The organism is Curtobacterium sp. PhB170 (genome assembly GCF_003752345.1).
GTDB lineage: Bacteria > Actinomycetota > Actinomycetes > Actinomycetales > Microbacteriaceae > Curtobacterium.
In genome coordinates this window covers 364,837-391,822 of record NZ_RJUM01000008.1, presented here as the reverse complement: position 1 = coordinate 391,822, position 26,986 = coordinate 364,837, and the positions used below count along the sequence as shown (strand labels likewise).

The 26,986-nt window shown below is 67.8% G+C and carries 24 protein-coding genes and 1 tRNA gene; 5 read left to right on the top strand and 20 right to left on the bottom strand.

Features of this window, described 5'->3' with window-relative positions; genetic code table 11:
• Positions 1-8: 8 nt before the first annotated feature.
• Both EDF40_RS02395 and EDF40_RS02390 read right to left on the bottom strand, forming a co-directional pair.
• Positions 9-2,492, bottom strand: a complete 2,484-nt coding sequence (locus EDF40_RS02395; protein WP_123340202.1) for an alpha-L-rhamnosidase — start codon at positions 2,490-2,492, stop codon at positions 9-11.
• Positions 2,493-2,540: 48 nt separating this feature from the next.
• A complete protein-coding gene (locus tag EDF40_RS02390) occupies positions 2,541-5,000 on the bottom strand; it encodes a glycoside hydrolase family 2 TIM barrel-domain containing protein (protein ID WP_123340262.1) in 2,460 nt (819 codons plus the stop codon).
• Positions 5,001-5,348: 348 nt separating this feature from the next.
• Between EDF40_RS02390 and EDF40_RS02385 the strand changes: the two genes are divergently transcribed.
• The gene (locus EDF40_RS02385) at positions 5,349-6,356 is read left to right on the top strand and encodes an SDR family NAD(P)-dependent oxidoreductase (RefSeq protein WP_243698247.1); all 1,008 of its coding nucleotides are present in this window, start codon (positions 5,349-5,351) and stop codon (positions 6,354-6,356) included.
• A gap of 34 nt (positions 6,357-6,390) precedes the next feature.
• On the opposite strand, the gene EDF40_RS02380 is transcribed toward EDF40_RS02385, so the two are convergent.
• The 12 genes from EDF40_RS02380 to EDF40_RS02325 all read right to left on the bottom strand — a co-directional run bounded on the left by EDF40_RS02380 (position 6,391) and on the right by EDF40_RS02325 (position 18,015).
• Positions 6,391-7,350: a LacI family DNA-binding transcriptional regulator gene (locus tag EDF40_RS02380; protein ID WP_123340200.1), complete on the bottom strand. Its 960-nt coding sequence runs from the start codon at positions 7,348-7,350 to the stop codon at positions 6,391-6,393.
• Between the two features lie 69 nt (positions 7,351-7,419).
• Entirely contained in the window at positions 7,420-9,222 is a 1,803-nt protein-coding gene (locus EDF40_RS02375) for an NAD(P)/FAD-dependent oxidoreductase (RefSeq protein ID WP_123340199.1), read from the bottom strand.
• 80 nt (positions 9,223-9,302) lie between these two features.
• Entirely contained in the window at positions 9,303-9,497 is a 195-nt protein-coding gene (locus EDF40_RS02370) for a ferredoxin (RefSeq protein ID WP_123293772.1), read from the bottom strand.
• A complete protein-coding gene (locus tag EDF40_RS02365) occupies positions 9,494-10,759 on the bottom strand; it encodes a cytochrome P450 (RefSeq protein ID WP_123340198.1) in 1,266 nt (421 codons plus the stop codon). Before EDF40_RS02365 ends, EDF40_RS02370 begins: the two co-directional genes overlap by 4 nt.
• A 22-nt stretch (positions 10,760-10,781) precedes the next feature.
• Complete coding sequence (locus EDF40_RS02360) at positions 10,782-11,981, bottom strand: NAD(P)/FAD-dependent oxidoreductase (RefSeq protein WP_123340197.1); 1,200 nt, start codon at positions 11,979-11,981, stop codon at positions 10,782-10,784.
• Between the two features lie 160 nt (positions 11,982-12,141).
• A complete protein-coding gene (locus tag EDF40_RS02355) occupies positions 12,142-12,807 on the bottom strand; it encodes a TetR/AcrR family transcriptional regulator (protein WP_123293769.1) in 666 nt (221 codons plus the stop codon).
• A 138-nt stretch (positions 12,808-12,945) separates the two neighbouring features.
• Complete coding sequence (locus EDF40_RS02350; protein WP_123340196.1) at positions 12,946-15,156, bottom strand: MMPL family transporter; 2,211 nt, start codon at positions 15,154-15,156, stop codon at positions 12,946-12,948.
• Between the two features lie 152 nt (positions 15,157-15,308).
• Positions 15,309-15,968, bottom strand: a complete 660-nt coding sequence (locus EDF40_RS02345) for a response regulator transcription factor (RefSeq protein WP_123293767.1) — start codon at positions 15,966-15,968, stop codon at positions 15,309-15,311.
• Complete coding sequence (locus tag EDF40_RS02340) at positions 15,965-17,137, bottom strand: sensor histidine kinase (RefSeq protein ID WP_131921197.1); 1,173 nt, start codon at positions 17,135-17,137, stop codon at positions 15,965-15,967. Before EDF40_RS02340 ends, EDF40_RS02345 begins: the two co-directional genes overlap by 4 nt.
• A 111-nt stretch (positions 17,138-17,248) precedes the next feature.
• A complete protein-coding gene (locus tag EDF40_RS02335; protein WP_123293765.1) occupies positions 17,249-17,506 on the bottom strand; it encodes a hypothetical protein in 258 nt (85 codons plus the stop codon).
• Entirely contained in the window at positions 17,503-17,709 is a 207-nt protein-coding gene (locus EDF40_RS02330; protein ID WP_123293764.1) for a hypothetical protein, read from the bottom strand. The genes EDF40_RS02335 and EDF40_RS02330 overlap by 4 nt, the downstream gene beginning before the upstream one ends.
• Before the next feature lie 234 nt (positions 17,710-17,943).
• Positions 17,944-18,015, bottom strand: a tRNA-Gln gene (locus EDF40_RS02325).
• A gap of 79 nt (positions 18,016-18,094) precedes the next feature.
• On the opposite strand from EDF40_RS02325, the gene EDF40_RS02320 reads away from it, so the two are divergent.
• Both EDF40_RS02320 and EDF40_RS02315 read left to right on the top strand, forming a co-directional pair.
• Positions 18,095-18,589 (top strand): MarR family winged helix-turn-helix transcriptional regulator, encoded by a 495-nt coding sequence (locus tag EDF40_RS02320; protein ID WP_123340195.1) that lies wholly within the window; start codon positions 18,095-18,097, stop codon positions 18,587-18,589.
• A 10-nt stretch (positions 18,590-18,599) separates the two neighbouring features.
• Positions 18,600-19,040: a VOC family protein gene (locus tag EDF40_RS02315; protein ID WP_123340194.1), complete on the top strand. Its 441-nt coding sequence runs from the start codon at positions 18,600-18,602 to the stop codon at positions 19,038-19,040.
• 6 nt (positions 19,041-19,046) lie between these two features.
• On the opposite strand, the gene EDF40_RS02310 is transcribed toward EDF40_RS02315, so the two are convergent.
• The 6 genes from EDF40_RS02310 to glp all read right to left on the bottom strand — a co-directional run bounded on the left by EDF40_RS02310 (position 19,047) and on the right by glp (position 24,569).
• Positions 19,047-20,918, bottom strand: a complete 1,872-nt coding sequence (locus EDF40_RS02310) for an ABC-F family ATP-binding cassette domain-containing protein (RefSeq protein ID WP_123340193.1) — start codon at positions 20,916-20,918, stop codon at positions 19,047-19,049.
• A gap of 433 nt (positions 20,919-21,351) precedes the next feature.
• Positions 21,352-21,750, bottom strand: a complete 399-nt coding sequence (locus EDF40_RS02305; RefSeq protein ID WP_123340192.1) for a PLDc N-terminal domain-containing protein — start codon at positions 21,748-21,750, stop codon at positions 21,352-21,354.
• An 83-nt stretch (positions 21,751-21,833) separates the two neighbouring features.
• Complete coding sequence (locus tag EDF40_RS02300; RefSeq protein ID WP_123340191.1) at positions 21,834-22,289, bottom strand: molybdenum cofactor biosynthesis protein MoaE; 456 nt, start codon at positions 22,287-22,289, stop codon at positions 21,834-21,836.
• Complete coding sequence (locus tag EDF40_RS02295; RefSeq protein ID WP_123340190.1) at positions 22,286-22,798, bottom strand: molybdopterin-binding protein; 513 nt, start codon at positions 22,796-22,798, stop codon at positions 22,286-22,288. Before EDF40_RS02295 ends, EDF40_RS02300 begins: the two co-directional genes overlap by 4 nt.
• Positions 22,795-23,223 carry a cyclic pyranopterin monophosphate synthase MoaC gene (gene moaC / locus EDF40_RS02290; protein ID WP_260213337.1) on the bottom strand — a complete coding sequence of 143 codons (429 nt, stop codon included), beginning with the start codon at positions 23,221-23,223 and terminating at the stop codon, positions 22,795-22,797. The genes EDF40_RS02295 and moaC overlap by 4 nt, the downstream gene beginning before the upstream one ends.
• A gap of 119 nt (positions 23,224-23,342) precedes the next feature.
• Positions 23,343-24,569, bottom strand: coding sequence for a gephyrin-like molybdotransferase Glp (gene glp, locus EDF40_RS02285; protein ID WP_123340188.1), 1,227 nt, complete (start codon positions 24,567-24,569; stop codon positions 23,343-23,345).
• Positions 24,570-24,674: 105 nt separating this feature from the next.
• On the opposite strand from glp, the gene EDF40_RS02280 reads away from it, so the two are divergent.
• Entirely contained in the window at positions 24,675-25,619 is a 945-nt protein-coding gene (locus EDF40_RS02280; RefSeq protein WP_123340187.1) for an MTAP family purine nucleoside phosphorylase, read from the top strand.
• Positions 25,616-26,686, top strand: a complete 1,071-nt coding sequence (locus EDF40_RS02275; RefSeq protein WP_123340186.1) for an NAD(P)-dependent oxidoreductase — start codon at positions 25,616-25,618, stop codon at positions 26,684-26,686. Before EDF40_RS02280 ends, EDF40_RS02275 begins: the two co-directional genes overlap by 4 nt.
• Positions 26,687-26,986: the final 300 nt, after the last annotated feature.

Genomic DNA, 26,986 nt, shown 5'->3' with positions numbered 1-26,986 from the left:
GTCGGAGATCACACGTCGTGGATCGACAGGGCGGCGACGAGGTCCCGTTCCATCGCCGATGAGTTCGGGTGCTGCTGCGCGAGGGTGCGCACCGGCGCATCGCCGAGGCGGCTACCCGCGGCTTCGACCGGCACACCCGGGAAGTACGAGCGGAGGACGTCGAGAACAGCGGCCCAGACGGCGTCGTCCTTCATGGTCTCTTTGACGCTGGAGTCGAGTGTCAGCTCTGCCTTCTCGCCGAACCCTGCCGGCGCCGCGTACCGCCATGAGTGCCGACCAGGAGCGACATCGACGGCGAGCTGTTCTGGATGCAGCGGGGGGATGACGGTGGCGGTGGCTCCATCGGGTACGACAACCTCCAGTACGAGGTCACCGTCGTCGACGTACCAGTGGCTTTCCACCCGCCCGAGCACCGTGTCGTGTTTGGCGTGGGCGGATGTGAGTCCTCCACCCGGCTGCGGGGCCACCGTGAATGTCCGCCAGCCCGGCGCAGTTCGGGTGAGACCGCCGACGACACGGTGAAGCCAGTCGGCGACGGCCCCGAGGGCGTAATGGTTGAGCGACGTCATGCCAGTGGCGTTGACCGTACCGTCGGCGAGCACAGCGTCCCAGCGTTCCCAGACCGTGGTCGCACCCATGAGGACGGGGTAGAGGAAGGAGGGACTCTTCGTCTGCATCAGCAGGTCGTAGGCGACGTCGACGTGTCCGGTGCTGCTGAGCGCGTCGGTGACGAGCGGGGTGCCGGCGAATCCCGTGGCGATCGTGGCGCCCGACTCACTGATGATCGCTGCGAGCCGATCTCCAGCGACGCGCTGCTGGTCGTCGTCAAGCAGTCCGAACATGATGGGAAGGGCGTATCCGGTTGCCGATTCGCTCACCACGCGGCCGACGGGGGTCACGAAGTGACGCCGGAAGGCCGTCCGCACACGTGTGTGTAATTCGTCGAAGTGCTGAGCGTCTGCATGCTCACCGAGAACTGCCGCAGTTTGCGCCATCTCCTTCGTCGTCTTTGCGAGGTACGCCTGGGCGACGAGGTACCGGTCCGTCTTTCCGCCGGCGGGGTTGTCGGACGGAGCGTCGGGGTCGAGCCAGTCACCGAACTGGAATCCGTGGCCCCAGAGCCCGTCGTCGTCGAGTACTGATTCGACTTCGTCGACGAAGGCCGTCATCGATTCGTAACTGCGTCGGAGGATCTCCGACTCCCCATACTCCTGGTACAGGGCCCACGGCAGGCTGACCGCCACGTCACTCCACAGCGCGGTAGCGGTTGACGGTGTCGGGAGGACGTCCGGGATGCTCCACGGGACGGTCCCGGACTCCTGTTGTTCAACCGCGAGGTCCTTCAGCCAGGAGCCGAGCACCTCGCGGACGTCGTAGAGGAACGTGGCGGTGGGCGTGAATGCGTTCAGATCGCCCGTCCATCCGAGTCGTTCGTCACGCTGCGGGCAGTCCGTCGGTACGCCGACGAAGTTGTCGCGCATCGACCAGACGGTGTTCTCGTGCAGCTTCGTGACGCGGGGGTCTGATGCCTCGAACCAGCCGGTGCGAGTCATGTCCGTGTGCACCACAATGGCGCGCAGATCAGCGACTGTGGGTACCCCGGGCCATCCTGTTACCTCGACGTATCGGAAACCGTGGAAGGTGAAACGTGGCTCCCACGTCTCCGCTGTGCCGCCCCGGAGGATGTACTCGTCGGTCGCGGCCGCGCTGCGAAGGGTCTCGGTTTCAAGGGAGCCGTCTGGCTTCAGCAGTTCGGCGTGACGGAGCGTGACGGTGTCGCCGCTTTGCCCGTTCACCGTCAGTCGCACCCAGCCGGAGATGTTCTGCCCGAAGTCGACGATCCACTGCCCAGCGGACTGCTCGGTCACGGAAACCGGCTCTAGTTCCTCCATGCGCCGGATAGGGGGTGCACCGCCCTCGACGAGCGTCTTGGTGTCCCAGTCGAAGGCTCGCGCGGCGCACCAGTTCGCAGCGTCGAACGCCGCTGTCGACCATCCGATCGGTTCACTGCGCGCGTCGTAGCGTTCGCCAGCGTAGATCCCGCTCGAGTGCACCGCTCCGGTGCTCACGAGGACTTGCTCGTCGCTTCCGATGACGTCGATGTGATCGTCGTACTCGAGTTCGAGGCGTGCCCAGAAGGCAGGCCGGTCCGCGTAGTTGTGTCGCCGGTTCTCCCAGGTGAGAGCACCGACCGCCCACCCTTCACCGACGATCGCGCCGAACGCGTTCTCGCCGTTCGTGAGGAGACCGGTGATGTCGTGGCGTCTTGCGACGAGTCGGTGCCGATACGACGTCCACCCTGGGAAGAGCACTTCATCACCAACGCGGTGTCCGTTGACGTACGTCTCAGCGATGCCCAGCGCAGACACCGTGAGCGTCGCTTGGCGGAGTCCTTCGGCGACCGTGAAGTCACGCCGGAAGTACGGTGCCGGGTCGCCTTCGACGCTTGCAGTGTCGGCGCTGACGAAGACGGGTTCGGTGGACTGTGTCATGGCGTTCCTTCTAGGTTCGCAGAGGAGGAGAACGGTTCCGGCGGACGGTCAGTGCACGGTGAGTTCGACGATTGCGGATGCACAACCGGGTGCAGTGACCGTCACGGTGATGACGCCTGCAGCGGTCGGTCGGACGATTGCGAGGGCGGTTCCGTCGAAGGTGCACCGAGTTGTCTCGGCGAAGAGCGACACCGGTGCCGGATCCCCACTGCCGAACGACTGAAGGGTCCCTGTGCCCTCAACGAGGACAGTCACCTCGCGATCCATCAGCGGTCGAACGACGCCCGCGGTGTCGGTGAGTGAGATGTCGATGTATGCAAGGTCGGTCGTGCCGTTGGTGATCTCCGTCCGGTCCGCCGAAACGGAGAGGATCGTCTCATCGGCGGCGGAGCGGAGCGACGTTCGACCGGTCTCGACACCGCCGGTGTACGCCACTGCGGTCAGTTCACCGGGCTGCCACACCGTCTCGATCGTTGCCCGGAACGCCAACTCGGCTCCGACGGCGGCGCGACCGATGATGTCGCCGTCCAGCAGCAGCTCGACCTCGTCGGCGTCGCTGTAGACCTCGACGGTTACGGGAAGACCGTCGTAGCCGTCCCAAGCCCAGCTCGACACACTGTCGCTCCACGACCAAGGGGTTCCGAGCACCGTCTGACCGTGACGCGAGGGCCGCTGCACGGCAACGTACGGCTCGCGGCGAAGGCCGAACACGATCTCTCGGTAGTACGAAACGGGACGACGGCGTCCGATGATGTCGAGGTCGCCGCTGGCGGCGGCGAGCCAGGGCCAAGCCTTCGCTGCGGCAGGACCGGCTGCCTCGTCGTGATAGCTCACGCCGCCGAGGCCCGCTTCGCCGAGGTAGTCCCACCCCACCCACGTGAAGTCGCCGATGACGTGGTCCAGCCGCTTGACGAGGTCCCAGTTCCGGGCGATGTGCGAGGCGAACGTCTCGCTTCCGACGATGACGCGGTGCGGGAAGAGCTCGTGGTCGAGTTCGTACCGCCCGTCGCCGTAGTTCATGCCGGCGACGTCGAGCACGGAGAACGATTCTTCGGTCCGCGCGGTCACGGGCGGCGAGGCCGAGATCTGGTTCATCATGTCGCCGACCTGGCTCATCATCGCATTCACGCCGCCGGCTTGCGGCTCTGCGGATGCCAGCGCCTCCCGCTGCTGCGCCATACCGGCGGTGACCAGGTCGAGGACTGACACGAATCCGTTGATGCCGTTCGTGACGAACCGGTTGGGGTCGAGCGAGCGGAGCTTCTCGGCGAGACGCCTGCTCCAGATGCCGCCACTGATGGAACCCGTTTCTGGGATTTCGTTGCCGATGGAGTACATGATGACGCTCGGGTGGTTGACGTCCTTGGCGACCATTGACTCGACGTCTCGCTCCCACCACTGGGTGAAGTCGGACGCGTAGTCGAAGTCGGACTTGCTCGAGGTCCAGACATCGAACGTCTCGTCCATGACGAGCATGCCCAGCCGGTCGCACGCTTCGAGTAGCGCCGAACTCATGGGATTGTGCGCACTTCGGATCGCGTTGAACCCTGCGTCTTTGAGCAGCTCGATTCGGCGCTCCTCCGCGCGGACGATCGCGGCAGCACCCAGGGGGCCGTTGTCGTGGTGGATGCATGCTCCGCGGAGCAGGACGGCTCGTCCGTTGATCCGAAGTCCGCGTACGGCGTCGAGCTGCAGAGTGCGGATGCCGAAGGTCACCTGTTCGCGGTCGACCTCGTCGTCACCGTCGGTCAGGACGACGGTCGCGCCGTACAGCGTCGGCGAGTCCACGTCCCACAGCGATGGGTTCGTCACAGGCAGTCGGAGTCGGACGGTGGAGCGCTCGCCAGGAAGGAGACTGACCGGAGCGCTGCTCGTGACGAGGGAAGCGGACGATTCGGCCTGGGTCACCTGCGTGATGTTGGTCGTGAGACGGAGAGTGCGGGTCGTTGTGCCGCCGTTCTCGACCTCCGCAGCAACCTCGACGACCGCCCTGTCCACATCGACGTCCGGGGTGGTGACCTGCACGCCGTCGACTGCGATCCGCGCGGCACTCTTCACGATGAGACGAACGTCGCGGTAGATTCCGGCTCCGGTGTACCAACGGCTGTCCTGGTGAGTGCGGCAGTCGACCTTGATCGTGTTCGTTGTCCCGGCCTCGAGCCACGGGTCGATCCGCACCACGAATCGGGAGTATCCGAACGCGTGTTGGCCGGCGAGTGCACCGTTGACGTAGACCATCGCATCTCGGTGGACACCGTCGAATTCGAGCGCCCAGAGCTGACCACCGAAGTCCGCTGGAACTGAGACCTCGGTGCGGTACTCCCATGCTCCACCCGGGAAGTAGCCAGGCGCGGCGCCGTTCCGGAGATCAGGCGTTCGCGCCGTGGTGATCTGTGCATCGTGCGGCAACGTCACGTCTTCCCAGTCGCCGCCCGCGCCGCCGAGTTCGGCAAACGCGCTGACCTTCGGACGGTAAGACCAACCCTGGTTGAGCAGCTGCACGGTCATCAAGGTCTCCACAACGTCATCGTCTGCGCAGGTATCGCGCGTTACCTAGCCAATCAGCTCGGGTATTGCGTGTCAACCGCCGAGACGGTTACCCCGCATGCCGATCACTGGGGGCCACTGATCCACAACGGACGCGGCCGAGCACCCTCGCCGACGACCCGCCAAGCCCGAGGCTCCGGTTCGTTGCGTCGCACCGAAGCACTCGCGGACAACGCGGTGCCGATCGGCATCCTTTTGCACCGACTGGGAACCTCAACAGCATCCCGCTCGAACCAGATGGCGCGGTTGACGTGGACACGCGACCGCTCTAGCGTCAGTTACGCGCGTTACCAACGAAGGGATGGACACGTGTCCGAGTCGAACAAGCCACTCACTGGCCACACAATGATCGGAGCGTGGCTTGAGCACCCCGCCGGGGGTGCGGTGCTTCGCCAGTTCGGTGAACAGCTCGGCATGCAGGAATCGGCCCTTCGCCTACTCCGCCGTGTGCCACTCGAGACCTTGATCGCTGGGATGGGGGACCGAGGTGAGGGAGTGCTCGATACTTTGACTCGGGAGGCGAACGGGCGAGAAGTGTCTCCGGAAGAAGAAGCCGAAAGTGCGGGCTGGGTGGAGCGCATCTCCGCCGGTCGGTTCGACGGCCGCACCGTCATCGTCACGGGCGCCGCTTCGGGTATCGGCCGTGCCGTCGCGGTGCGTATCGCCCGCGAGGGCGGAACCGTTGTCGCTGTGGACATCGCCGAATCGCGCCTCGCCGACCTGGTGGCAGCGTTCCCGTCCGTGCGGCCCGTCGCAGCGGACATCACCGCCGATGACGGGGTCGCGCGGATCGTTGAGGCTGCCGGAGCCCGTATCGATGGGCTCGCGAACGTCGCGGGCCTCCTCGACGATTTCAGTCCCCTTCACGAGACGGACGACGCGATGCTTCGTCGCGTGTTCGAAGTGAACGTGTTTGGTCTGGTACGACTGTCTCGAGCGGTCATTCCTGCGATGATCGCCGCTGGCCGCGGATCAATCGTGAACGTAGCGTCCGAGGCTGCCCTGCGCGGCTCCTCTGCGGGGTTGGCGTACACCGCGTCGAAGAGCGCCGTCCTCGGCGTCACGCGCTCGTCTGCGTTCATGTACGAGCCGAACGGGATCCGCGTGAACGCCGTCGCTCCTGGCGGTACCCTCACCGGCATGCGTCCGACAGCGACGAACACCTTCGGTCAAGAGCGATTGAACAGTCACACCGCCGACGTCCCGATCGCCGTTCCGGAGGCGCTTGCAGCATCCATCACGTTCCTGCTGAGTGACGACGGCGTCAACGTCTCGGGCGCCCTTCTGCCGTCTGACGGTGGTGAGTCCGTGTTCTGACGCATGCGGTGAGCGTCGGATCGTTCTCCTCGGGTCAGGTAGTACCACGCACGACGACCCGAAGCGGATTCTCGGCCGGCTTCGGGTCGGTCGTTGTGAGCCCGAGTCCTTGGATGACTCGGTTGATACTTGACCGCGCCGCGCTCTCCAGATCGACGTGCACGGTCGACAGGGGCGGGATGGTCACTGCTGAGAGCGGGGTGTCGTCCATTCCGATCAGCGCGACGTCCTCGGGGATGCGGTACCCGCGTCGCGTTCCCGCGGCGAGCAGAGCAGTTGCGACGTCGTCGTTGTAGCAGGCAATCGCGACACCAGGCGCGGCAAGCGAATCAAGGGCGGCGTCTGCGGAGTCGGCGTTGATCTCGACACTCACGTTCAACGGGTCCGGGAGGCCGGCGGCGCGGCAGGCGTCTCGCACTCCTGCCTCCCGGGCCTGACCGAAGGGGTCGTCACGCGCATCGTGAAGATGAGCGAACGCAAGGCGTTGGTGACCCTTCTCGATGAGGTGCTCAGCCTGCAAGCAGCCGATACTCCTGTTGACGTCGTCATCTGCGGCGCGCGGTCCCGGGTCGACGGCGAGGACCCCGTTCCGTTCGAGTAGCTCTCGCTCGAAGCTGTCGAAGAGCGTGAATGAGATCACGGCACGTGGATGCAGACCGCGGACCATCCGATTGAGTGACTCGGCCGATGCGGTCGGGAATCGCAGCAGGAGCGTCAGGCCACGATCGGCAAGCTCGTCGGTCGCTCGCTCGAACAGGTCCTGCAGGTTGCCGTGGAATGTCGTGTTGGGGATGAGGGCGATGACGATGTCGCTGGAACCAGTCGCGAGGGCCCGTGCCGCGACCGACGGCTGGTACCCGAGGTCGAGAGCGATCCGTTCGACCCGTTCGCGCGTCGCGGGTGAGAAACGTGCACCGCGACCGTTCAGGATTTGGCTGACGGTCGCTCGCGAGACACCAGCGGTACGCGCCACGTCTTCGCTCCTGGTCACCATGCGGTCTCCTCCCGGCCGTGCCCAGCTTAATGGGGCGGTGACGCGCGATACGCGACCGACGAAGATCGTCTAACTGCTGGTGGATCCGACGAGTGCTGGATGGAGCACGGTCCTCATTTCCGTCTCACGCCAGCGTCGGAGCAACGAGTGGAACCGCACGGGACCGGGACTGTAGCTCCCGCCGCCGCGGCGGCGAGTCCCCTCGCCGTTGTAGTACCCAGGCGTGCACTCGGCGAGGAACGCCGCATTGTTCGTCTCGACGGCGCTGATTGTCTCGGCCCAAGCATCTTGCGCCTCTTGAGTCGGTTCGACGAAGCGGGCGCCCTCGCTTCTCGCTCGTCCGAGGATGGCGGCGATGTGGGTTGCCTGCTCCTGGAGGACGTGGACGAAGTTCACTGAGTTGGCGTTCTGCAGCGACCCGAGGTGGAAGAGGTTGGGGAAACGATGCGACATGAAGCCGTGGAGCGTCTTCGGCCCCTCCGCCCACGCCTGGAGGAGCTGGTCCCCGCCGCGACCGAGTACCGGTAGCGTCCCGGAGACGACTCCGGAGACGCCGGTCTCGAATCCGGTGGCGAAGATGACGCAATCGACTTCGTACTCGTTGTCGCCGACGACGACCGTGTGCTCCGTCATGGCGGTGATGCCGCCGCTGTCGGCCGTGTCGATCAGAGTCACGTTCTGCCGGTTGAAGGTCTGCAGGTACGTGTCGCTGAAAGTGGGTCGCTTGCACATGTACCGGTACCAGGGCTTCAGCTTTGCGGCGGTGCCGGCGTCGTCGACGATCGCGTCGACGCGGGCGCGGATCCGGTCCATCTTCTGCGCGTCTGCAACCTCGATGAGGAGGCCTCGGTCTGGTGCATCGACCGTCTCGTCACTCTGACCGGTGAGCATCGTCCGTTGTAGGGCAGCGGTGGAGGTCCACCCGTCCTGGACGAGGTCGACGTCTGTCTCCTCGCCGGACACGACCGCGAGGAAGTTCTCCATTCGTTCTTCCTGCCAGCCGGGCGGCAGCGACTGGGTCCAGCCAGGCGGCAGGTCTCGGTTGTCCCGGACATCGACGCTGGACGGGGTGCGCTGGAACACGAAGAGGTGCTCAGCGGAGCGAGCGACCTGAGGAATGACCTGGATCCCGGTGGCGCCGGTGCCGACGACCGCGACCCGCGTGTCACGCAGCCCTCCGAGGTCGCCGTCCTGCGTGCCCCCCGTGTAGCCGTAGTCCCAGCGGCTCGTGTGGAAGGTGTGACCGCGGAACGTCTCGATGCCAGGGATCGCGGGGAGCTTCGGCTGCGAGAGTGTCCCAGACGAGACGACGACGTACCGTGCGCGGAAGCTGTCACCACGATCGGTTGCGACCTGCCACTCGGCGTCGTCCTCGTGCCATCGCAGTTCCGTCACGCGGGTGTGGAACAGGACGTCGTCGTACAGGTCGAACTTCCGGGCGATGGCCATCGCGTGCTTTCGGATCTCCTCACCCGGCGCGTAGCGCCTGGAGGGGATGGTGCCGACGTCCTCGAGCAGTGGCATGTAGATCGACGACTCGATGTCGCAGTGGACGCCGGGATATCGGTTCCAGTACCAGGTGCCACCGAAGTCGCCGCCCTCCTCGGACATGCGAACGGACGTGAAGCCGGCCTGCCGCAACTTCGACGCGGTGAGCAACCCACCGAACCCGCCTCCGACGACGAGCACTTGGACTGCACCGTGTTCCACGGTCCGTTCCTTGCGCGGCGTGTAGGGATCGGTCTCCCAGTATCCGAAGGACCCCCGGGTTCGTCGGTACTGCCGGAGCCCATCTGGCCGGATGCGACGGTCGCGCTCCTGCGCGTACCGCGCGCGGAGCGCAGGCATGTCGTTGGCGGTGGGGTCGGTCATGTTCCTCCAGAACGGGACGATCGGTGACGATGCGTGACCGCCTCGGTCGACGGCCGGTTGGTCGACGGTGAGTTCGCTCGTCAGTCTTCAAGCGCGATCGCGAGAGCCGGGCAGACCGCGACGGCGTCGCGGACCTCCTCGACTTCTTCTCCGGTCACGTCGTCCTTGAGGAGAAAGGCGATACCGTCCTCGTCTCGTTGGTCGAAGACGTTCATGGCAGCCATCACGCACTGACCGCTTGCGACGCACTTGTCTTGGTCGAGGATGACCTTCATCGGGTCTGCTCCTTCTCTTCCTTCTGTGGGTGAGCCGGGCACCAAGTGACCGGGAGTTCGTACACCCCGTAGACGGATCCGTCGTGCTTGAAGGGGATCGCGTCGAGGGTGGTGGCGAGTGTCAGCGTGGGGATACGTCGGAGCAGCGTGGCGTAGGCGACCTGCAGCTCCATTCGTGCCAGCGGTTGGCCGAGGCACTGGTGCACGCCGAACCCGAACGCAACGTGCGTTCTGGGGTTCCGTCCCACGTCGAGCCGGTTTGGGTCGCTGAACACGGCGTCGTCCCGGTTGCCGAGGTCTGTCGCCACGATGATCCCGTCGCCAGCGCGGATGGTGACGCCGTCGATTTCGATGTCCTCGACAGCGACTCGCTTACGCCCGTCGTGCGTGATGGTGAGGTAGCGCAGAAGCTCCTCTACCGCGGACGCCACGAGCGCGGGGTCGGGATCGTCGCGGAGTCGCGCCAACTCGTCAGGGTGTTCGATGAGCGCGAGCGTGCCGAGGGCGATCATGTTCGCCGTTGTCTCGTGACCGGCGATGAGGAGCAGGATGCCCATCTGCACAGCGTCGGACATCTCCAGCTCGCCGTCGGTGACGCGGCGGCCGAGGTCCGAGAGCAGGTCCTCGCCTGGTTCGGCGATCTTTCGGTGCAGGAGCTGCGCGAGGTAGGCGCCGAGCGATTCGAAGGCGCGACGCTGTTCCTCACGAGCGACACCGCGCTTGATGATGGTTCGACTGTGCTCCTGGAAGTCGTCGTGATCGCCATAGGGCACGCCGAGCAGCTCGCAGATCACCAGCGACGGGAGCGGAAGCGCAAATTCTTCGACGAGGTCGACTGGTCCGGTGCGGGAGAGCATCGAGTCGATCAGGTCGTCTGCGATCCGTTGCACTGCCGGTCGCATGACCTCGATGCGCTTCACCGCGAACGGCGCCGTCACCATCCGGCGCAATCGCGCGTGGTCGGGATCGTCCATGAGGATGAAGCTCAGACCGGAACCGCCGCCGTCGACAGGAGCCGGGGATGGGTAGCCGGGTCGGCTGATGTCCGCGCTGATGCGGGCATCAGCAAGGATCGTCCGCGCTTCAGCATGTCGAGTCACGTACCACGGCGTGGAACCGTCCCAGAGGCGAACCCTTCGAATCGGTCCCTGCTGCTGTTCATGGGTTGCCGTTGGAGATGGGTCGAACGGACATGCGCTCGCTCGCCGCATGGGGAACGCTGGCGGGTCAGCCTGCTGCGTCGATGCAATGACATCAGTCATCGGGTTTCCTTCCTCTCGGTGTTCAGATGACAGCGGCTTGACCGGCGAAGAGGTCAGTGAGCAGCGCGCTCGCGAGGCGTGCCTGCTTCGGCATCCCCCACCCCAGGACACCGACGGGTTGACCGGCCCGTGTGGCGAGGGCGACAAAGCGACCTTCCTCGATCGATCCCTCGATGACTGCGCTGTCATCTGCGTCGCCGGGGAAGCCGTACGCCTGGATCTTGATCCCGTACTGATCAGACCAGAAGTACGGAACCGGCACGTAGGGTGCTGCCGCGTTCGCGTCGAGGATGTTTCGGGTCACTGCCGCCGCTTGTTCCGTTGCGTTGGTGCGGTTCTCGAGCCGAAGGTCCCGGCCGAGACCTTCGTGACGCCAGCGTGCGACATCACCAACTGCCCAGATCCCGGGTGCAGCGCGACAAAGACCATCACACAGGACACCGTCAGACACATCGAGACCGCTGTCGCTGAGCCACTCCGTGTTCGGTGTCGACCCGATCGCCACGATCACTCGACCAGCCTGAAGCTGTGTGCCGTCATCGAGTACGGCGCCGACCACGCTGCCGCGATCCGGCAGGAGTGATCTGACGCGGGACTCACCGCGCAGGACGACGCCCGCGTCTTCATGGCGGCTGCTGAGCAGGGCAGAACCGACGGAGCCGAGCTGGGCGAGCATCGGAGTCGGCTCCGGGCCGACAAGTGTGGTTGCGGACCCAGAAGCGACTGTCGCCGCGGCGATCTCGCTGCCGAGGACCCCGTTCCCGACGACGAGTGTGGGCACCGTCGATCGGAGCGACTCGCGGAGTTCGCGCGCGTCATCGAGCGAGCGAAGGACATGGACTCCGAGGAGGTCGTGCTGGAGAGGAAGCTGACGAGCACGGACACCGGTCGCAATGACGATGTTGTCGGCTGCGATGGCCTCGTTGCCCGCCGATACTGTTCGGCGCGCAACGTCAAGTCCGGTGGCGGAGTGCCCGAGACGGAAGACCGCGCCGAGGCCATCCAGCGACCGTTGCGGCCGGAGCATCACCTGCTCGAGGTCCCAGTGGCCGCTCAGGTACTGCTTCGACAGCGGCGGACGGTCGTACGGGGTGTGCTGTTCGTTGTCGAGCAACGTCAGCGGGCCGCTGTGCCCTCGTCGTCGCAGCCCTTCCGCAACAGCGATCCCCGCGGCGGACGCACCGACGATGAGCACGCTGCTGTCGATTGCAGATGTCGTCATGTATGCCTCCGCACGGAAGCCGAATCTGCGAGTCAGAGACGCTCCGTCAGGGGTAGTCAACTCCGACGAGCAAGATTTTCAAACACGTGATTTAGATTCTCACCGCTTTCTCACCCGCCCGTGCCCCACGGTCCCCTCAATGGAGGACCCACGGCCCAGGTCACGGCAGACGGTCAGCCGTGGGCAGATCGACGAACCACAGCGCGGAGATCGCGTTGGTGAGTGCTGCTGCGACATCCGACCAGTCGGACCAGATCCTGGGCCCTCCGCGCTCGAGGGACCGTTCGTGCTCCGCGATCATCTGCGTCAACAAGATCCGGCCCATGGCATTGCGTTCCGCCCGCACCTGCCGAGGGAGGTCGGGTAGGCAGCTCCTGATGCCTTCAGCGATGCGAAGGAGGCTCGGAGTCTCGCGCGCCTCGTCCATCGCGATGTCTGCCCACGCGGGGTCGGTGGCGACCTGTGCGCTGAACCGGCCGTACCAGGTGGGTGAGCCGAGTGCTGCGAGATGTGTCGTTGTTGCTCGCACGAAGCATCCGATCCAGTCACGAACGTCGGTGGACCCGTCGATGCGCGCAAGTTCCAGGAGACGCAGCTCGTTGATGCGCCGCTGGTGTCGTCCGAGGATGGCGCGGATGAGTTCGTGCTTGCTGCCGAAGTGGTAGCTGACGACTGCGGTGTTTCCTTGGCCCGCAGCCTCTCCGATCTGCCTGTTCGAGATGTGTGCGATGCCGTACTCCGCGTAGAGACGCTCGGCGGCGGTCAGGATCAGTTCTCGCGTTGCTGTGACGCGCTTGCTTCGAGCGCCTTCTTCACCGGTGGTCATCGCGATTCCTCTCCGCGATGAGATCGTAGCGACTGCGCTCGTTGGGCTGTGCGCGAATGGGACCTGCCGGTCAGTCGCAGGCAGACGACAGCGGGGGTACCGACGAAAGATTCGTCGAAACCCCCGCTGTCGGGAATGTCAGGAGGCCTTGATCGCCTCTCGCTGCGGCTCAGTGTTGGCAGCCGTTTCGTCCTCGGTCAGGCTGTGACCCTCGGTGTCGAGATTCGGCACGATTCGCTCCAGCCACTTCGGCATCCACCATGCGGCGCGTCCGGCCAACGCCAGGAGCGCCGGCATCAGGACCATGCGGACGATGAACGCATCCGCTAGCACGCCGATCAGGAGTCCGAACGCGGTCTCCGACGCGAACGTCATCTCGCTCGACGCGAAGCCGCCGAACACGAAGGCCATGATCAGGGCTGCGGCGACGATCACCGGGCCGGACTTGCTGAAGCCCGCGAGGATGGCTTCCTTGGGCCGGAGCCCGGAGACGTACTCTTCGCGGATCCTGGAGACGAGGAAGACCTGGTAGTCCATGGCGAGTCCGAAGAGGACGCCGACGAGGATGATGGGGAGAATGCTGCCGAGGGGGTCGCCCTGGGGTGCGGCGATGATGAAGTCCAGCCACTTCCACTGGAACACCGCAGTGAGTGCACCGAGTGCGGCACCCAACGACAGCAGGTAGCCGAGGGTCGCGAACAGCGGTACGAGGAGCGACCGGAACATCACGACCAGCAGCAGGAACGACAAGACGACGATCACGACGACGTACTGGATCAGTGCCTTGTTCATCTGTGCGGTCGTGTCGAGACCGATTGCAGTTTCGCCGGTCACTTCGAGGTGCACACCACCGACAGAATCGGCTTGGTCGCGGATGTCGTGGACAAGGTCCTTCGTGCCGTCGTCGATCGGGCTGCCGTTCGGGATGACGGTGAACAGGGCCGTGTCACCGGAGGTGTCGATCTGGGCAGGGGTGACCATCCGAACGTGAGCGAGGTCATCGAGCGCGTTCTGCACGTCAGGAGCCTTGTCCTGAACGTCGTTGCCTTCGGCGAGGACGAGGAGCGGTGACTGCGTGCCACCGAACTTGTCCACGATGAGGTTGTACGCGTGGCGCTGTGTGGAGTCCGGGTTCGAGCCGCCCGGGATGTTTGCGGCGGTCTTCATGCTGAACAGCGGGATCGCAACGATGGCGAGAACTGCAACGCCTCCGATGAGCATGAGCAGGGGGTGCCGGGTGTTCGCCGTTCCCCAGCTGCGCAGGAACGAACGCTTCTTCGGGGCGACGTCGATCGTTCCGCCGGCGCGGAGCGTTTCGCGGTCCTTCTTCGGCAGGGCGCGAAGGCCGAGGCTCCGCAGGATGACCGGCAAGAGGGTGAGGGCTGCGAGCACGGCGATCGCGATTGCGAAGGCTCCTGCGAAGCCCATGTCCTCGATGGTGCTGATCCGAGTGACGACCAAGCCGACGAGCGCGATGATCACGGTGAGGCCAGCGAAGACGACGGCTGTGCCGGCCGTGCCCGTGGCGTGAGCGACGGCGTCCTCGACCTTGCGGCCGGCACGAAGCTCAGCGCGGAAACGTGTGAGGATGAAGAGCGAGTAATCGATGCCGACCGCGAGGCCGAGCATGCCTGGCAAACTGATCACGGTGGTGTCGAGAGGGTGGATTGCCGACCATGCGAGCACGCCGAGGATGCCTGCTCCGACGCCGCTGAGGGCGACAAGCATGTTGGCGCCGGCGGTGATGAGCGATCCGAAGGTCAGGAAGAGGATCAGAAACGCAACCAGGAGGCCGACGATCTCCCCGGCTCCGCCGATCGGGTAGCTGTCCTCGGCGATCTGCCCGCCAACTTCGATGCGAAGATCTGCGTCGTGCGAGTGAACGAAGGAGAGGACCTTGTCGTAGGTCTTCTCAGCGTTGCTGTCCGTGATGCCGCTGAACGTCAGCGTGGACACGGCGGTGGTCTGGTCCTTTGACACGTAGGGCTGCTGCTCGTCGAACGGGGAGGTCACGGACTCCACGTGCGGGAGGTCCCCCGCGGCGTCCACGATGCGAGTGACTCGGGACACGGAATCGGCGTCCGTGATGTTGGCGCCGTTGCGGCCTTCCATCACCAGCTGCAGGGTCTTTGCCTCCGAGCCGGAGGATTTCATGCCCGGGAACTTGTCTTGGAGTGTGTCCAGCGCCTTGGACGCGGGGGTGTCAGGGGCAGTGGTCTTCCCGCCGCCGAGGTCAGCTGATGTGGCGGTGATTCCGGTGAAGACGGCGATGATCAGCAGCCAAGCTGCGATCACGATCAAGCGGTGTCTGGCGCTGAATCGCCCGACAGCCGCGAGGAACTTCGGCATGAGTGCTCCTGAAGAATGAGGTGCCGCCCTGGAGGAACTCGGGCCGGCAGTTGATGTCTCAATCCTCGGGTGACGCAGTCGTCGGGGCGTCGTCCGTGCGAAGCGCCGTTCCTACTTCATCTGCAGTAGATGACGCTCCGATGTCCGGAGGGTCAGACGAGTCCAGCGCGGTAGGCGAAGGCGACGAGCTGAGCGCGGTCGCGCGCTGCGACCTTCGCCATCGCGCGGGTGGCGTGAGTCTTGACGGTGAAGGGTGAGACGAACATCGCTGCGGCGATCTGCTCATTGTCACCGCCCGCGGCGACGGCGATGACGACGTCGAGTTCGCGGGGCGTCAGCGCTGCGAAGCGCTGTGCGAGTTCGGCGTCGACTGGTCGTCGGGGACCAGTTTGGACGTGTCCCACGACCGCGCTCGACGCAGCTGGGGAAAGCACTGCATCACCCTGCACCGTTTGCCGGAGTCGCTCGAGGAGCGCGGCTGGGCCGACGCCTTTGCCGAGGAACCCGTTGGCACCGGCCTGGAGTGCGTCGAGAACCACGGCGTCGTCCTCGAAGGTGGTGAGGACGATGATCGGGAGTTGCTGCGCTGATCGTGTCGCTCGTACCCGTCGGGTTGTCTCGACTCCGTCGATCCCAGGCATCCGTACGTCCATCACGATCAGGTCTACGGCCTCGTGGTCGAGAATCCGTAGGGCCTCGAATCCATCGGATGCTTCGGCCACGACAGCGAAGTCCGGGCTGGAATCGATGATGGCTCGGAGACCTAGAAGGATCATCTCCTGGTCGTCGACGAGTAGTACGCGACAGGTCATGCTTGCTCCTCGGGGATGGTCACGAACACTGCGAACACGTCATCGTCGACGTCAATCCGAACGGTGCCACCAACAGATTTGACGCGCTCCTGCATGCCCATGATGCCGAACCCCGTTCCGTGAACATTCGATGCGTCCGGTCGGGTTGGGTTCGTCACCTCCACGTGCAGCGCACCGGCGGCAGCGTGGAGCGTGAGTGCTGCCTCGCCGGCGCCGTATCGATGAGCGTTCGTGAGCGCCTCTTGCACGACTCGGTAGACGGTCACGCCCACCGCGTCCGAGGTTTTCGGCAAGGGAGTTGGGATCTGCGCGTCGACGTCGAGACCGATCTCGGAGAACGATCGAACAAGCGCGGCCATGTCCTGGAGGTTCGGCAGCGGGCTCGATGCCGCGGCTGCGTGCTCGTCTGCGCGGAGAACCCGCAGGGTGTGCTGGGTTTCTGCGAGGATGCGTTGCGTGGCGGTCTGTGCGGCCTCGACGGATGCGGCAGTCCGTGAGTCAGTCGCCAGCCCGGATACGGCAATCGCCCCGAGATGCATGTTCACGACCGCGGTCTGGTGTCCGATGATGTCGTGGAGATCACGAGCGATACGGATGCGCTCCTCAGCGACTCGGCGAGTTGCCTCAATGTCTCGGGTGACGATCGCGTCCTCGGCACGTGCTCGCAACGCCTCCCAGGACCTGTACTGCTGGAACAACGCCGATCCGATGGCGCCTGCCGCGACGACGCTCAGAACTCCCGCAGCTCCGTCCCACTGGACAACCCGACCGTGGTCGAGGTAGCCGCTTGCGGCGACGATCCCGGCAACCACTCCCGCCGACAGCAACGTCGTTCGGAACGCCGGGGTGCCGGTAGCCGTGATGGCGAACAACGTGAATGCCACCACCGTGAACTCAGCGAGGGCGTCACGGTGCCCCAGTGTTGCCAGTGCGGTCCCCAGGAGGACTGCCCCGATGCCGACGTGAGGTCGCCGACGCGCCACTACGGCACCGACCGCGCAGACCACGGCTCCCGTGTATCCGAGGAACGACCCGCCGAGAATGATCGCGGTGGCGATCTCGACCAGCATCGCCGTGACGCTGATGTACGGCATGGAGCGAGGTACCGCGCGCTGCGCACGCAGCCATCGGGGCGACTCGATCTCAGGTCGCTGAGGTTCGTCGTTCACGGTTTGATTGTGCCTGGAGAAGATCGGCGCGCGGCCTGCAGACGTCACATGCCTCGGATGTTCGGACGATGTCGTCCTCTGAGCCCTGTTCACCGCCGCGCGCCGGACCGTTCACCGATCGCCAACGGCAGCCTCGCGTTCGTCGGAGACCGGGGTGGCTGAGATGGTGTCGCGCGCCGTGGTCTCTCGCTCTGACGCTCGGCGCTCCGCGGGTTCCGCGGGTTCCGCGGGTTCTACGGATTTCGGGTACTCGAGCAGCACGGCAGTCATGTCGATCGGAACGGTGTCCTGCAAGAAGAGATCGTCCGGGCGGACGGTCTGTCGCAGCAGTACGGATTCCGCATCGGAGCGGCCGAAGCTCATCGTCATCGCGAGATCACCGTCACAGCGAGCTTCTCGACACCCATGGCGACGAGCACAACCATGAATCCGGCGAACCGGACCACCTCGGAAACGGTCATGAGTGTCCCCCAGGCGACCAGCTTGGGAACTCGGGCAGTGCGCGCCACGGCACCCTCAGCGGGACGGATGCGTTGCACAGTTGACGGTGTGGCGGACTGGATCGCGGTCATGATGACTCCTTTGTGCAGGGTCTAGCCCCGATGAGTTCATCCTCAGCGCCGGACGGCGGCTGGTCGTCGTCCGGCAAGACTCGATCGCCTACTGCAGATGGAGTAGACGGCTCCCGCGACCCCGTCTACCCCCTGATCTCGACCCCACCGACTTCGACAGAGTCACCGGCGGAGAGTTCACGGTCTGAGTGCAGGTCCGACGAGTGGCGTGGCACGAAGGCCGAACGCCCTCGGCTCCGCCTCCAGGATTCGAACCCGGACCTAACGGCACCAAAGGCCGTCGTGCTGCCATTACACCAAGGCGGAACGCACCCGTGGGTGCTCGTCCATCCTCCCATGACCGGCGAGGCTGGCCGTCCGCTCCGGGTTCGGCCAAGATGGAGGGATGCCGCACCAGGACGAGGTCGACCGGATCGTCGCGGCGTGGGGTCGTGAGCGTGCCGACCTCGACTTCGGCCCGCTCGAGGTCCTGTCCCGCGTCGACCGGCTCGCGCGGCACCTGGACCGCGCGCGGCGAGCAGCGTTCGACGCGGGTGACATGGAGCCGTGGGAGTTCGACGTCCTCTCGGCCCTGCGGCGGGCGGGTGAGCCGTACGAGCTGAGCCCGAAGACCCTGCTGCAGCAAACCCTGGTGTCGAGCGGCACGATGACGAACCGTGTTGACCGGCTCACGGCGCGGGGCTTCGTGGGGCGACGGACCGACCCGAGGGACGGCCGCGGCATCCTCGTGTCGCTGACGGGCAAGGGCCGGGTGGCGGTGGACGCGGCGATCGCGGACCTGCTGGCCGCCGAACGCGACATCCTGTCCGGGGTCTCCGCCGACGAGCAGGGCCAGTTGGCCGGGCTGCTCCGCCGACTCATCCTGGGTCTCGGGGACTAGCCTCCGGGCCATGCACGCGATCACCCTGGCCGTCGCCGACGTCGCACGATCGGCGGACTTCTACCGCGCCCTGCTCGGGATCGAGGGCAGCGGCGTCATCGGCACCGAGTACCCGCCGAACGAGACCGAAGCGGGCGGCACCACGGCGATGTTCACCCTCGACGACGGTCTGATCGTCAGCGTCTACGGGCGGGACGACATGGCGAAGGACTCTGGTGTTGCCCTCGCCGACGGCCCCGCGGCGACGATCGGGCACTTCGTCGACAGTCAGGCCGACGCCGAAGCGTTCCTCGACCGGGCCCGGATCGCCGGCGCGACGATGCTCGCTCCCCCGTACACGCGGCCCTGGGGCATGTGGTCCGGGTTCTTCCAGGACCCGGACGGCCACCTGTGGGAGGTCGTCGCGAACCCCGGCGGCGGGGCTCCCGAGGACGCGAAGCCAGCGGAGTAGATCCGCTCAGACCCCGAGCAGCTCCGCGACCTCGAGCCAGCGCTCTTCGAGCTGCTCGATCTCGGCCTCGTGCGCCGCGAGCTTCGCCTGCAGCTCCCCGAGCCCGGCGTAGTCCGACTGGTCGTGGGTGGCGAAATCGTCGAGCAGCTTCTTCCGGTCCGCGCCCACCTTCGCGATCTTGCGGTCCAGCGCCGACATCTCCTTCTCAGCCGTCCGACGCTCCGCGCCCGACAGGCCCGAGGCCGCCGCAGCCGACGCGCCGGAACCGGCCGACGCACTGGATCCGGCCGCGGCACCGGCCGAGCCGGTCCCGCCTGCGGTGTCGGGCCTCCCGGCAGACGCGGCGGCAGCCGCAGAAGCGGTCCCGCCACCGGTGCCGGCCGCACGGAGCCGCATGTACTCGTCGACGCCGCCGGGCAGGTGCCGCAGGTGCCCGCCGAGCACGGCGTACTGCTGGTCGGTGACGCGCTCGAGCAGGTACCGGTCGTGGGAGACGACCAGCAGGGTGCCCGGCCAGGTGTCGAGCAGGTCCTCCATGGCGGCGAGCATGTCGGTGTCGAGGTCGTTCGTGGGCTCGTCGAGGATCAGCACGTTCGGCTCGTCGAGCAGGATGAGCATGAGCTGCAGGCGGCGCTTCTGGCCACCGGACAGGTCCTTGACCGGCGTGGAGAGCTGCTCCGCCGTGAAGCCGAGGCGTTCGAGCAGCTGCGCCGGCGTCATCTCCTTGCCGTCCGCGACGTAGCTCGTCTTCTTGCGGGCGACCACCTCGCGCACGCGGTCGTTCGCGAACTGGGCCAGGTCGGCGAGCTGCTGGTCGAGGATCGCGACCTGCACCGTCTTGCCGGTCTTCACCCGGCCGCTCGTCGGCGCGAGCGTGCCGGAGACGAGGTTGAGCAGCGTCGACTTTCCGGCGCCGTTCGGGCCGAGGATGCCGGTCCGCTCCCCCGGTGCGATGCGCCACTCGATGCGGTCCAGGATCTGGGTGCCGTCGAACGAGACGCTGACGTCGAGCAGGTCGACGACGTCCTTGCCGAGGCGGGCGGTCGCCGTCTTCGCCAGCGCGACCGTGTCGCGGATCGGCGGGACGTCGTCGATCAGGGCGTTCGCGGCGTCGATGCGGAACTTCGGCTTGCTCGTCCGGGCCGGTGCGCCGCGGCGCAGCCACGCGAGCTCCTTTCGGGCCAGGTTCTGGCGGCGCTGCTCGCTGGCGGCTGCCTGCCGGTCACGCTCGACGCGCTGCAGGATGTACGCCGCGTAGCCGCCCTCGAACGGGTCGACGACGCCGTCGTGGACCTCCCACGTGTCGGTCGACACGGCGTCGAGGAACCACCGGTCGTGCGTCACCACCACCATGCCGCCCTGGTTCGACGACCAGCGACGGTTGATGTGCTCGGCGAGCCACTGGATGCCCTCGACGTCGAGGTGGTTCGTGGGCTCGTCGAGGAACAGGACGTCCCAGTCGCCGACGAGCAGCCGCGCGAGTGCCACGCGGCGGCGCTGGCCGCCGGACAGTTCGTCGACGCTGACGTCCCACGGGATGTCCGACACCAGACCGCCGATGACGTCGCGGATCTTGGGGTCGCCGGCCCACTCGTGCTCTTCGAGGTCGCCGACGACGGTGCTGCCGACGGTCGCGCCCTCGGGCAGGATGTCGCGCTGGTCCAGGTAGCCGACGGTCAGCCCGCGGCGGTGTGTGACGCGGCCGTCGTCGGGTTCGAGGCGCTGGGACAGCAGCGCGAGGAGGGTCGACTTGCCGTCGCCGTTGCGTCCGACCACGCCGATCCGGTCCCCCTCGTCGATGCCGAGGGTGACGTTGTCGAAGACGACCTTGGTGGGGAACTCGAGATGCAGGTTCTCGGCGCCGAGGAGATGAGCCACGCGTCAAGGGTAGGCGGCGTGGCGGGGTGGTCGGTGCGGGGTGGTCGGTGCGGGCTTCGGCGGGCGGGGCGAGCTTGACTGGTCGGTGCGGGCTTCGGCAGGTGGTGCGAGCTTGACCGCTCGGTGCGAGGTTGTAGCGGCGCACGCAGCGCACAACCTCGCACCAGCCGACCGACCGCGCACGGTGCGCCGGGTGCGACGGCGCGTCGGCGCCGGCGCGTCGGCCTGGACGCGCGGGTCAGCTCGGTCGCACGGTGCGGGCTTCGGCAGGTGGTGCGAGGTTGACCGCTCGGTGCGAGGTTGTAGCGGCGCACGGAGTGGGCAACCTCGCACCAGCCGACCGACCGCGCACGGCGCGACGGTGCGCCGGCGCGTCGGCCTGGAGGCGCGGGTCAGCTCACCGGGGCCGGTCCGGCTCCGGCAGTCGGGTACGTCAGCTCGCGGGAGCGGCGTCGCCCTCGCCGGCGGCTTCCTTCGCGCGCTTCAGGCGAGCCTGCGCCTCCCAGTACTCGATCTCGCGCTCGAGTTCGGCGAGCTCCTGCTCCGTGCCGCTGATGCGCTTGGCCCCGTGGGCGCTCCGGGCATCACCGAGGGTGGCGTACCGGTCCTCGTGACGGGCGGGTTCGATGTAGCGGCCGTGGTTCCGCTCGCCCGGGGCCCAGTCGTGGCCGATGGCGAACCAGACGATGCTGCCGACGACGGGGACCAGGATCACGAGGATCACCCACGCGATCTTCGGGAGTCCGCGGATCTGGTCGTCGTTCTTGGTCAGGATGTCGATCAGGGCGAAGACCAGCAGGATGACGGTGATCCCGGGCAGCAGAACGCTCATGTTCGCGATTCTATGGATCCGCTTGGAGTCTCACCATTCCCCGAACGAGCGTCGCGGTTGCGAAGGCGCACAGGGTCGGCGTCCTACAGGGCGGCGACCCACTCGTCCGTGCCGTCGGTGAACCGCTGGTGCTTCCAGATCGGCACCCGCTCCTTGACCAGGTCGACCAGCTCCCCGCACGCTGCGAACGCCTGCGCGCGGTGCGACGACGCCACCGCCGCGGCGAGCGCGACGTCCCCGATGCCGAGCGACCCGACGCGGTGCAGCACGGCGATCCGGACGTCAGGGTGCGCGTCGGCGACGGTGCGGGCGACCTCGGCGATGACGTCACCGGCGCTGGGGTGCCGCTCGTAGTCGAGCGCGGTGACGCCCTTGCCGCCGTCGTGGTCGCGGACGACGCCGGCGAAGGTGACGACGGCGCCGTCCTGGTCGGTGGCGACGACGGCGGAGACCTCGTCGACGGTGATCCCCCGGTCGACGACGTCAGCGAGGACGACGCGCGCACCCGGGGCCGGCGCCGACGCCGGCGCCGCGGTCATGACGCGCTCCGGGGCGCGTGGCCCTCGCCGTGCACCTGCGCGAGCACGTGGTCGACCAGCCCGTCGAGCACGGCCAGTCCGTCCGCCACCCCGCCGCGCGACCCGGGCAGCGTGACGATGAGGGATCCGCCGGTGCTGATGCCGGCGATGCCGCGGCTCAGCAGTGCGGTCGGACCGGCCCCCGCGAGCCCGCGACGACGGACCTCTTCGAGGACACCGGGCAGCTCCAGGTCGATGAGGGGCGCGACGGCCTCGGGCGTCCGGTCGGTCGGGGTGACTCCGGTGCCGCCGGTCGTGATGACGATCCGGGCCCCGGCCAGCAGTTCGGCGGTCACGGTCTCGGTGATCGCCCCGCCGTCGGGGACGATCACGGGCTCGGCGACGGTGAAGTCCCGCTCGCGCAGCCACCCCGCGATGACGGGTCCGGTGCGGTCGAGTGCCGGATCGACGGCAGCCTGCGTGGACACCACCACGACGGCGGCACGGCCCCTGGTCGGCTGCGAGGTCATCGGTTGCTCCAGTCTCCGGACCGACCGCCGTGCTTCTCGAGCACTCGGACGTCCGTGATCGAGGCCGCCCGGTCGACGGCCTTCACCATGTCGTACACGGTCAGCGCGGCGACGCTCGCGCCGGTCAGCGCTTCCATCTCGACGCCGGTGCGCGAGGTCGTGCGGACCGAGACCTCGATCAGCACGCGGTCGTCGGCACCGGTGATGTCGACCTGCACCCCGGCGATGGGGAGCGGGTGGCAGAGCGGGATGAGGTCAGAGGTCTTCTTCACGGCCATGATCGCGGCGATGCGGGCGGTGCCGATGACCTCGCCCTTCGGCAGGGAACCGTCGAGGATGCGGGCGACGACGTCGGGCCGGGTGACGAGCGTGGCGGTGGCGGTCGCCGAGCGGTCGGTGACGTGCTTCGCGGACACGTCGACCATGTGCGCGGACCCGTCGGCGCGCACGTGCGACAGCTCGGCCGCGTCGGACGGAGCGGCCGGCTCGGCCGGTCCCGACTGATCGGACGGACCTGAGTGATCGGACGTGGCGACGGATTCGGTCATCGGAGGCTCCAGACGGTCAGGACGTCACCGGGTTCGACGGCGTCGACCCCCACCGGGACGTGGACGAGGTGGGTGGCGGCGGCGTAGTGCGCGAGCAGGTGGGAACTCGGTCCGCCCACGAAGTGGACGACCCCGTCGGCCACCCGGCCACGCCGCACCTGGTGCTTGCCACCCGGTGACTGCGCAGCCGAGGCCGCGGGCAGGTGCAGCTCGGGGCGGTCGGCCGGCAGCCCGACGAGGGGTGCGAGCAGCGGACGGAGGAAGACCTCGAACGAGACGAGCGCCGACACCGGGTTGCCGGGGAACGACACCACCGGTACCGGTCGACCGGCGAGCTCCACGCTGCCGAACGCCTGCGGCCCGCCGGGCTGCATCGCGACCGGGGTGACGGCGAGCCCGCGGGGTTCGAGTGCCTGCCGCACGACCTCGTACGCACCGGCACTGATGCCGCCGGTGGTGAGCACGAGGTCGGCCCAGTCCCCCACGGCGTCGTCGAGCGCGATGACGAACGCGTCGACGTCGTCGGGGACCCGGACCGTGCGGGACGAAGCACCGACCTCGGCGAGCGCCGCCTGCAGCGCGATGCCGTTCGCGTCGCCGATCGTCGCCGCGTCGGTGTCGGCTCCCTGCAGTTCGGAGCCGGTCGAGACCACGAGGACCCGCAGTGGTCGACGGACCTGCACGGTGGACACTCCGGCGGACGCGAGCGCGCCGAGCAGGGCTGGGGTGATCGGCGCACCGGTCGGAGCGATGGACGCACCGAGGTCCAGGTCGCTGCCGGTTGCTCGCACGAAGGTGCCCGGCACGAGGTCGGCGGGCGCCGTGACGTACCGCAGGTCGAGCGCAGCCGGGAAGGACCCCGGCGAGGTGGCCTCCACCGGGAAGACGGCATCGGCACCGTCGGGGATCCGCGCGCCGGTCATGATCGGTGCCGCTGTGCCGGCGGAGAGCGGTGCGGGGACGACCCCGGCGGGGATGGGCGCGACGACCCGGACGTCCTGCCCGGCATCGGCCACCCGGACCGCGAAGCCGTCCATCTGGCTGTTGTCGAAGGGCGGCAACGGGACCGGTGAGGCGACGGGTGCAGCGAGCACGCGGTGCCCGTGACCGGCACGGCCGTCGGCGGCCAGGTCGTCGATCCGCCACGACGCACCCCCGAGGCCCGCCAGGACCGGCGCGAGCAGCGCTGCCAGGTCGTCGCGGTGCTGACCGATCGTTCGCACAGGTGCCTCCGAACAGGGATGGTGTCGCCGCTCCCGGTTCGTCCGGGGCCGGCGTCAGTAGCGTATCCAGCGCGCAGACCGCGCCGACGACCTTTCGGAGGACCTGTGGAGAACGACGAAGCCGTGACGATCGGTGTCATCGGGGGCTCCGGCCTCTACCAGCTGTTCGAGGAGGGGACCGCCGAGGAGCTGGACGTGCCGACGCCGTTCGGCCCGACGTCGAGCCCGATCAGCATCGGCACGATGTCCGGACGTCGGGTCGCGTTCCTCACCCGGCACGGTCGTGAGCACTCCGTCGCCCCGCACCGCATCAACCACCGCGCGAACCTGTGGGCGCTCCGCTCCCTGGGCGTCCGGGCGATCGTGTCCTCGAGCGCCGTCGGTGGTCTGCACCCCGACTACGCCCCGGGCACCTTCGTCGTTACCGACCAGCTCATCGACCGCACCTTCGGCCGCGCGGACACGTTCTTCGAGGACGACGTCCAGCACCTGTCGTTCGCCGACCCGTTCGACCCGACGCTGCGGCGCGCGGCCGTCGACGCGATCGCCGCACTCGACGTGCCGTTCCGTCCGACCGGCACGTGCGTCGTCATCCAGGGCCCCCGGTTCTCGACGCGCGCCGAGTCCGTCTGGCTGCGCGAGGCCGGTGGCCACACCATCAACATGACGATGACCCCCGAGGTCCCGCTCGCCGCCGAGCTCGGCATCGCGACCGTCAACCTGTCGTTCGTCACGGACGCCGACGCCGGCCTGGCTCCGACCGAGGACGAAGCCGCCGCAGCGGCCGCCCACGCGGCCACCTCGGACGCAGCGAACGCAGCGGACGCAGCCGACGACGCCGGCGCACCCGTCACCCACGCCCTCGTGATGGAGCGTCTCGCCCGCGCCAACGAGGTGATCGTCCGCGCCATCGGCGGGATCGTCGGCGCGATCCCCGCCGACTTCACGCCGCGCGAACTCGTCCCGGCGAGCGCCAGCGCCAGCATCGTGCAGACCCAGCCCACCGCCGCCAGCACGGGGCCCACCATGACCGCGGGCACCACCGCATGACCCGCCTGCTCGTCACCGGCGGCGCCGGCTTCATCGGCTCCGCGATCGTCCGCCGCGCGCTGGCCGACGGCCACGAGGTCCGCGTCCTCGACTCCCTCCGCGACGACGTCCACGGCGACCCCGGCGAGGTCGTGCGCGCCCACCAGCAGCAGGGCATCGAGTTCGTGCACGGCGACGTCCGCGACCGGGTCTCGCTCGACGCCGCGCTCGACGGGGTCGACGTCGTCTGCCACCAGGCCGCCAAGGTCGGCCTCGGCGTCGACTTCCAGGACGCCCCCGACTACGTCTCGTCGAACGACGCCGGCACCGCCTACGTCCTCGCCGGCATGGACCGGCACGAGATCGGCCGGCTCGTCGTCGCGAGCTCGATGGTCGTCTACGGCGAGGGCGCGTACACGACGTCCGACGGCGAGCCCGTCCGTCCGCCGGCCCGCCGCCGCGAGGACCTCGACGCCGGTCGCTTCGACCCGATCGGCGCGGACGGTCACCCCCTGCTGCCCGGACTGATCGACGAGTCCGCCGCGCTCGACCCCCGGAACGTGTACGCGCAGACGAAGGTCGCGCAGGAGCACCTGGCCTCGAGCTGGGCGCGCGCGACGGGTGGCCGGGCGATCGCGCTCCGCTACCACAACGTCTACGGACCCGGCATGCCCGCGAACACCCCCTACGCCGGTGTCGCGTCTCTGTTCCGCTCGGCGCTGGCCCGCGGCGAGGCCCCGCGCGTCTTCGAGGACGGCGCCCAGCGCCGCGACTTCGTGCACGTCGACGACGTCGCCGGAGCGAACGCCGCATCGATCGCCGCGACCGCCGACCTGCCCGCCGACTCGTTCCGCGCGTACAACGTCGGCTCCGGCGTCGTGCACACGATCGGCGACATGGCCGCGGCGATCGCGGGCCCCGACGGTCCGCAGCCGGTCGTCACGGGCGAGTACCGTCTGGGCGACGTCCGCCACGTCACGGCGAGCTCGGACCGCATCGCCGCCGAGCTCGGCTGGCGCGCCGAGGTCGACTTCGTGGCCGGCATGCGCGACTTCGCGACCGCGCCCCTCCGCAGCGCCGTCCGCTAGCCGGAACGCGTGAGCGGGTCGCTCGCCGCGAGCGACGCCTGAGAACGCGACCAGCCACCGGACGGGAGGCCCGTGGCGGCCGCGCCCGCGCCTCCCGTCCGCAGTCCCCGCCCCACGGCCGCGCTGGACGCCGTCGTCTCTGCAGCACGCCCCCTGGTGCGCGAGACTCCGCCGGATCCGGCGGCGTCTCGACGACACGACGGCGTCCTGCGACATCCCGACGAGCGACACGCGCGCATCCTGTCCCCCGTTCTGGGGACCAGGCGTGCGCCGAGCACGCGAAACGACCAGGACCCGGCA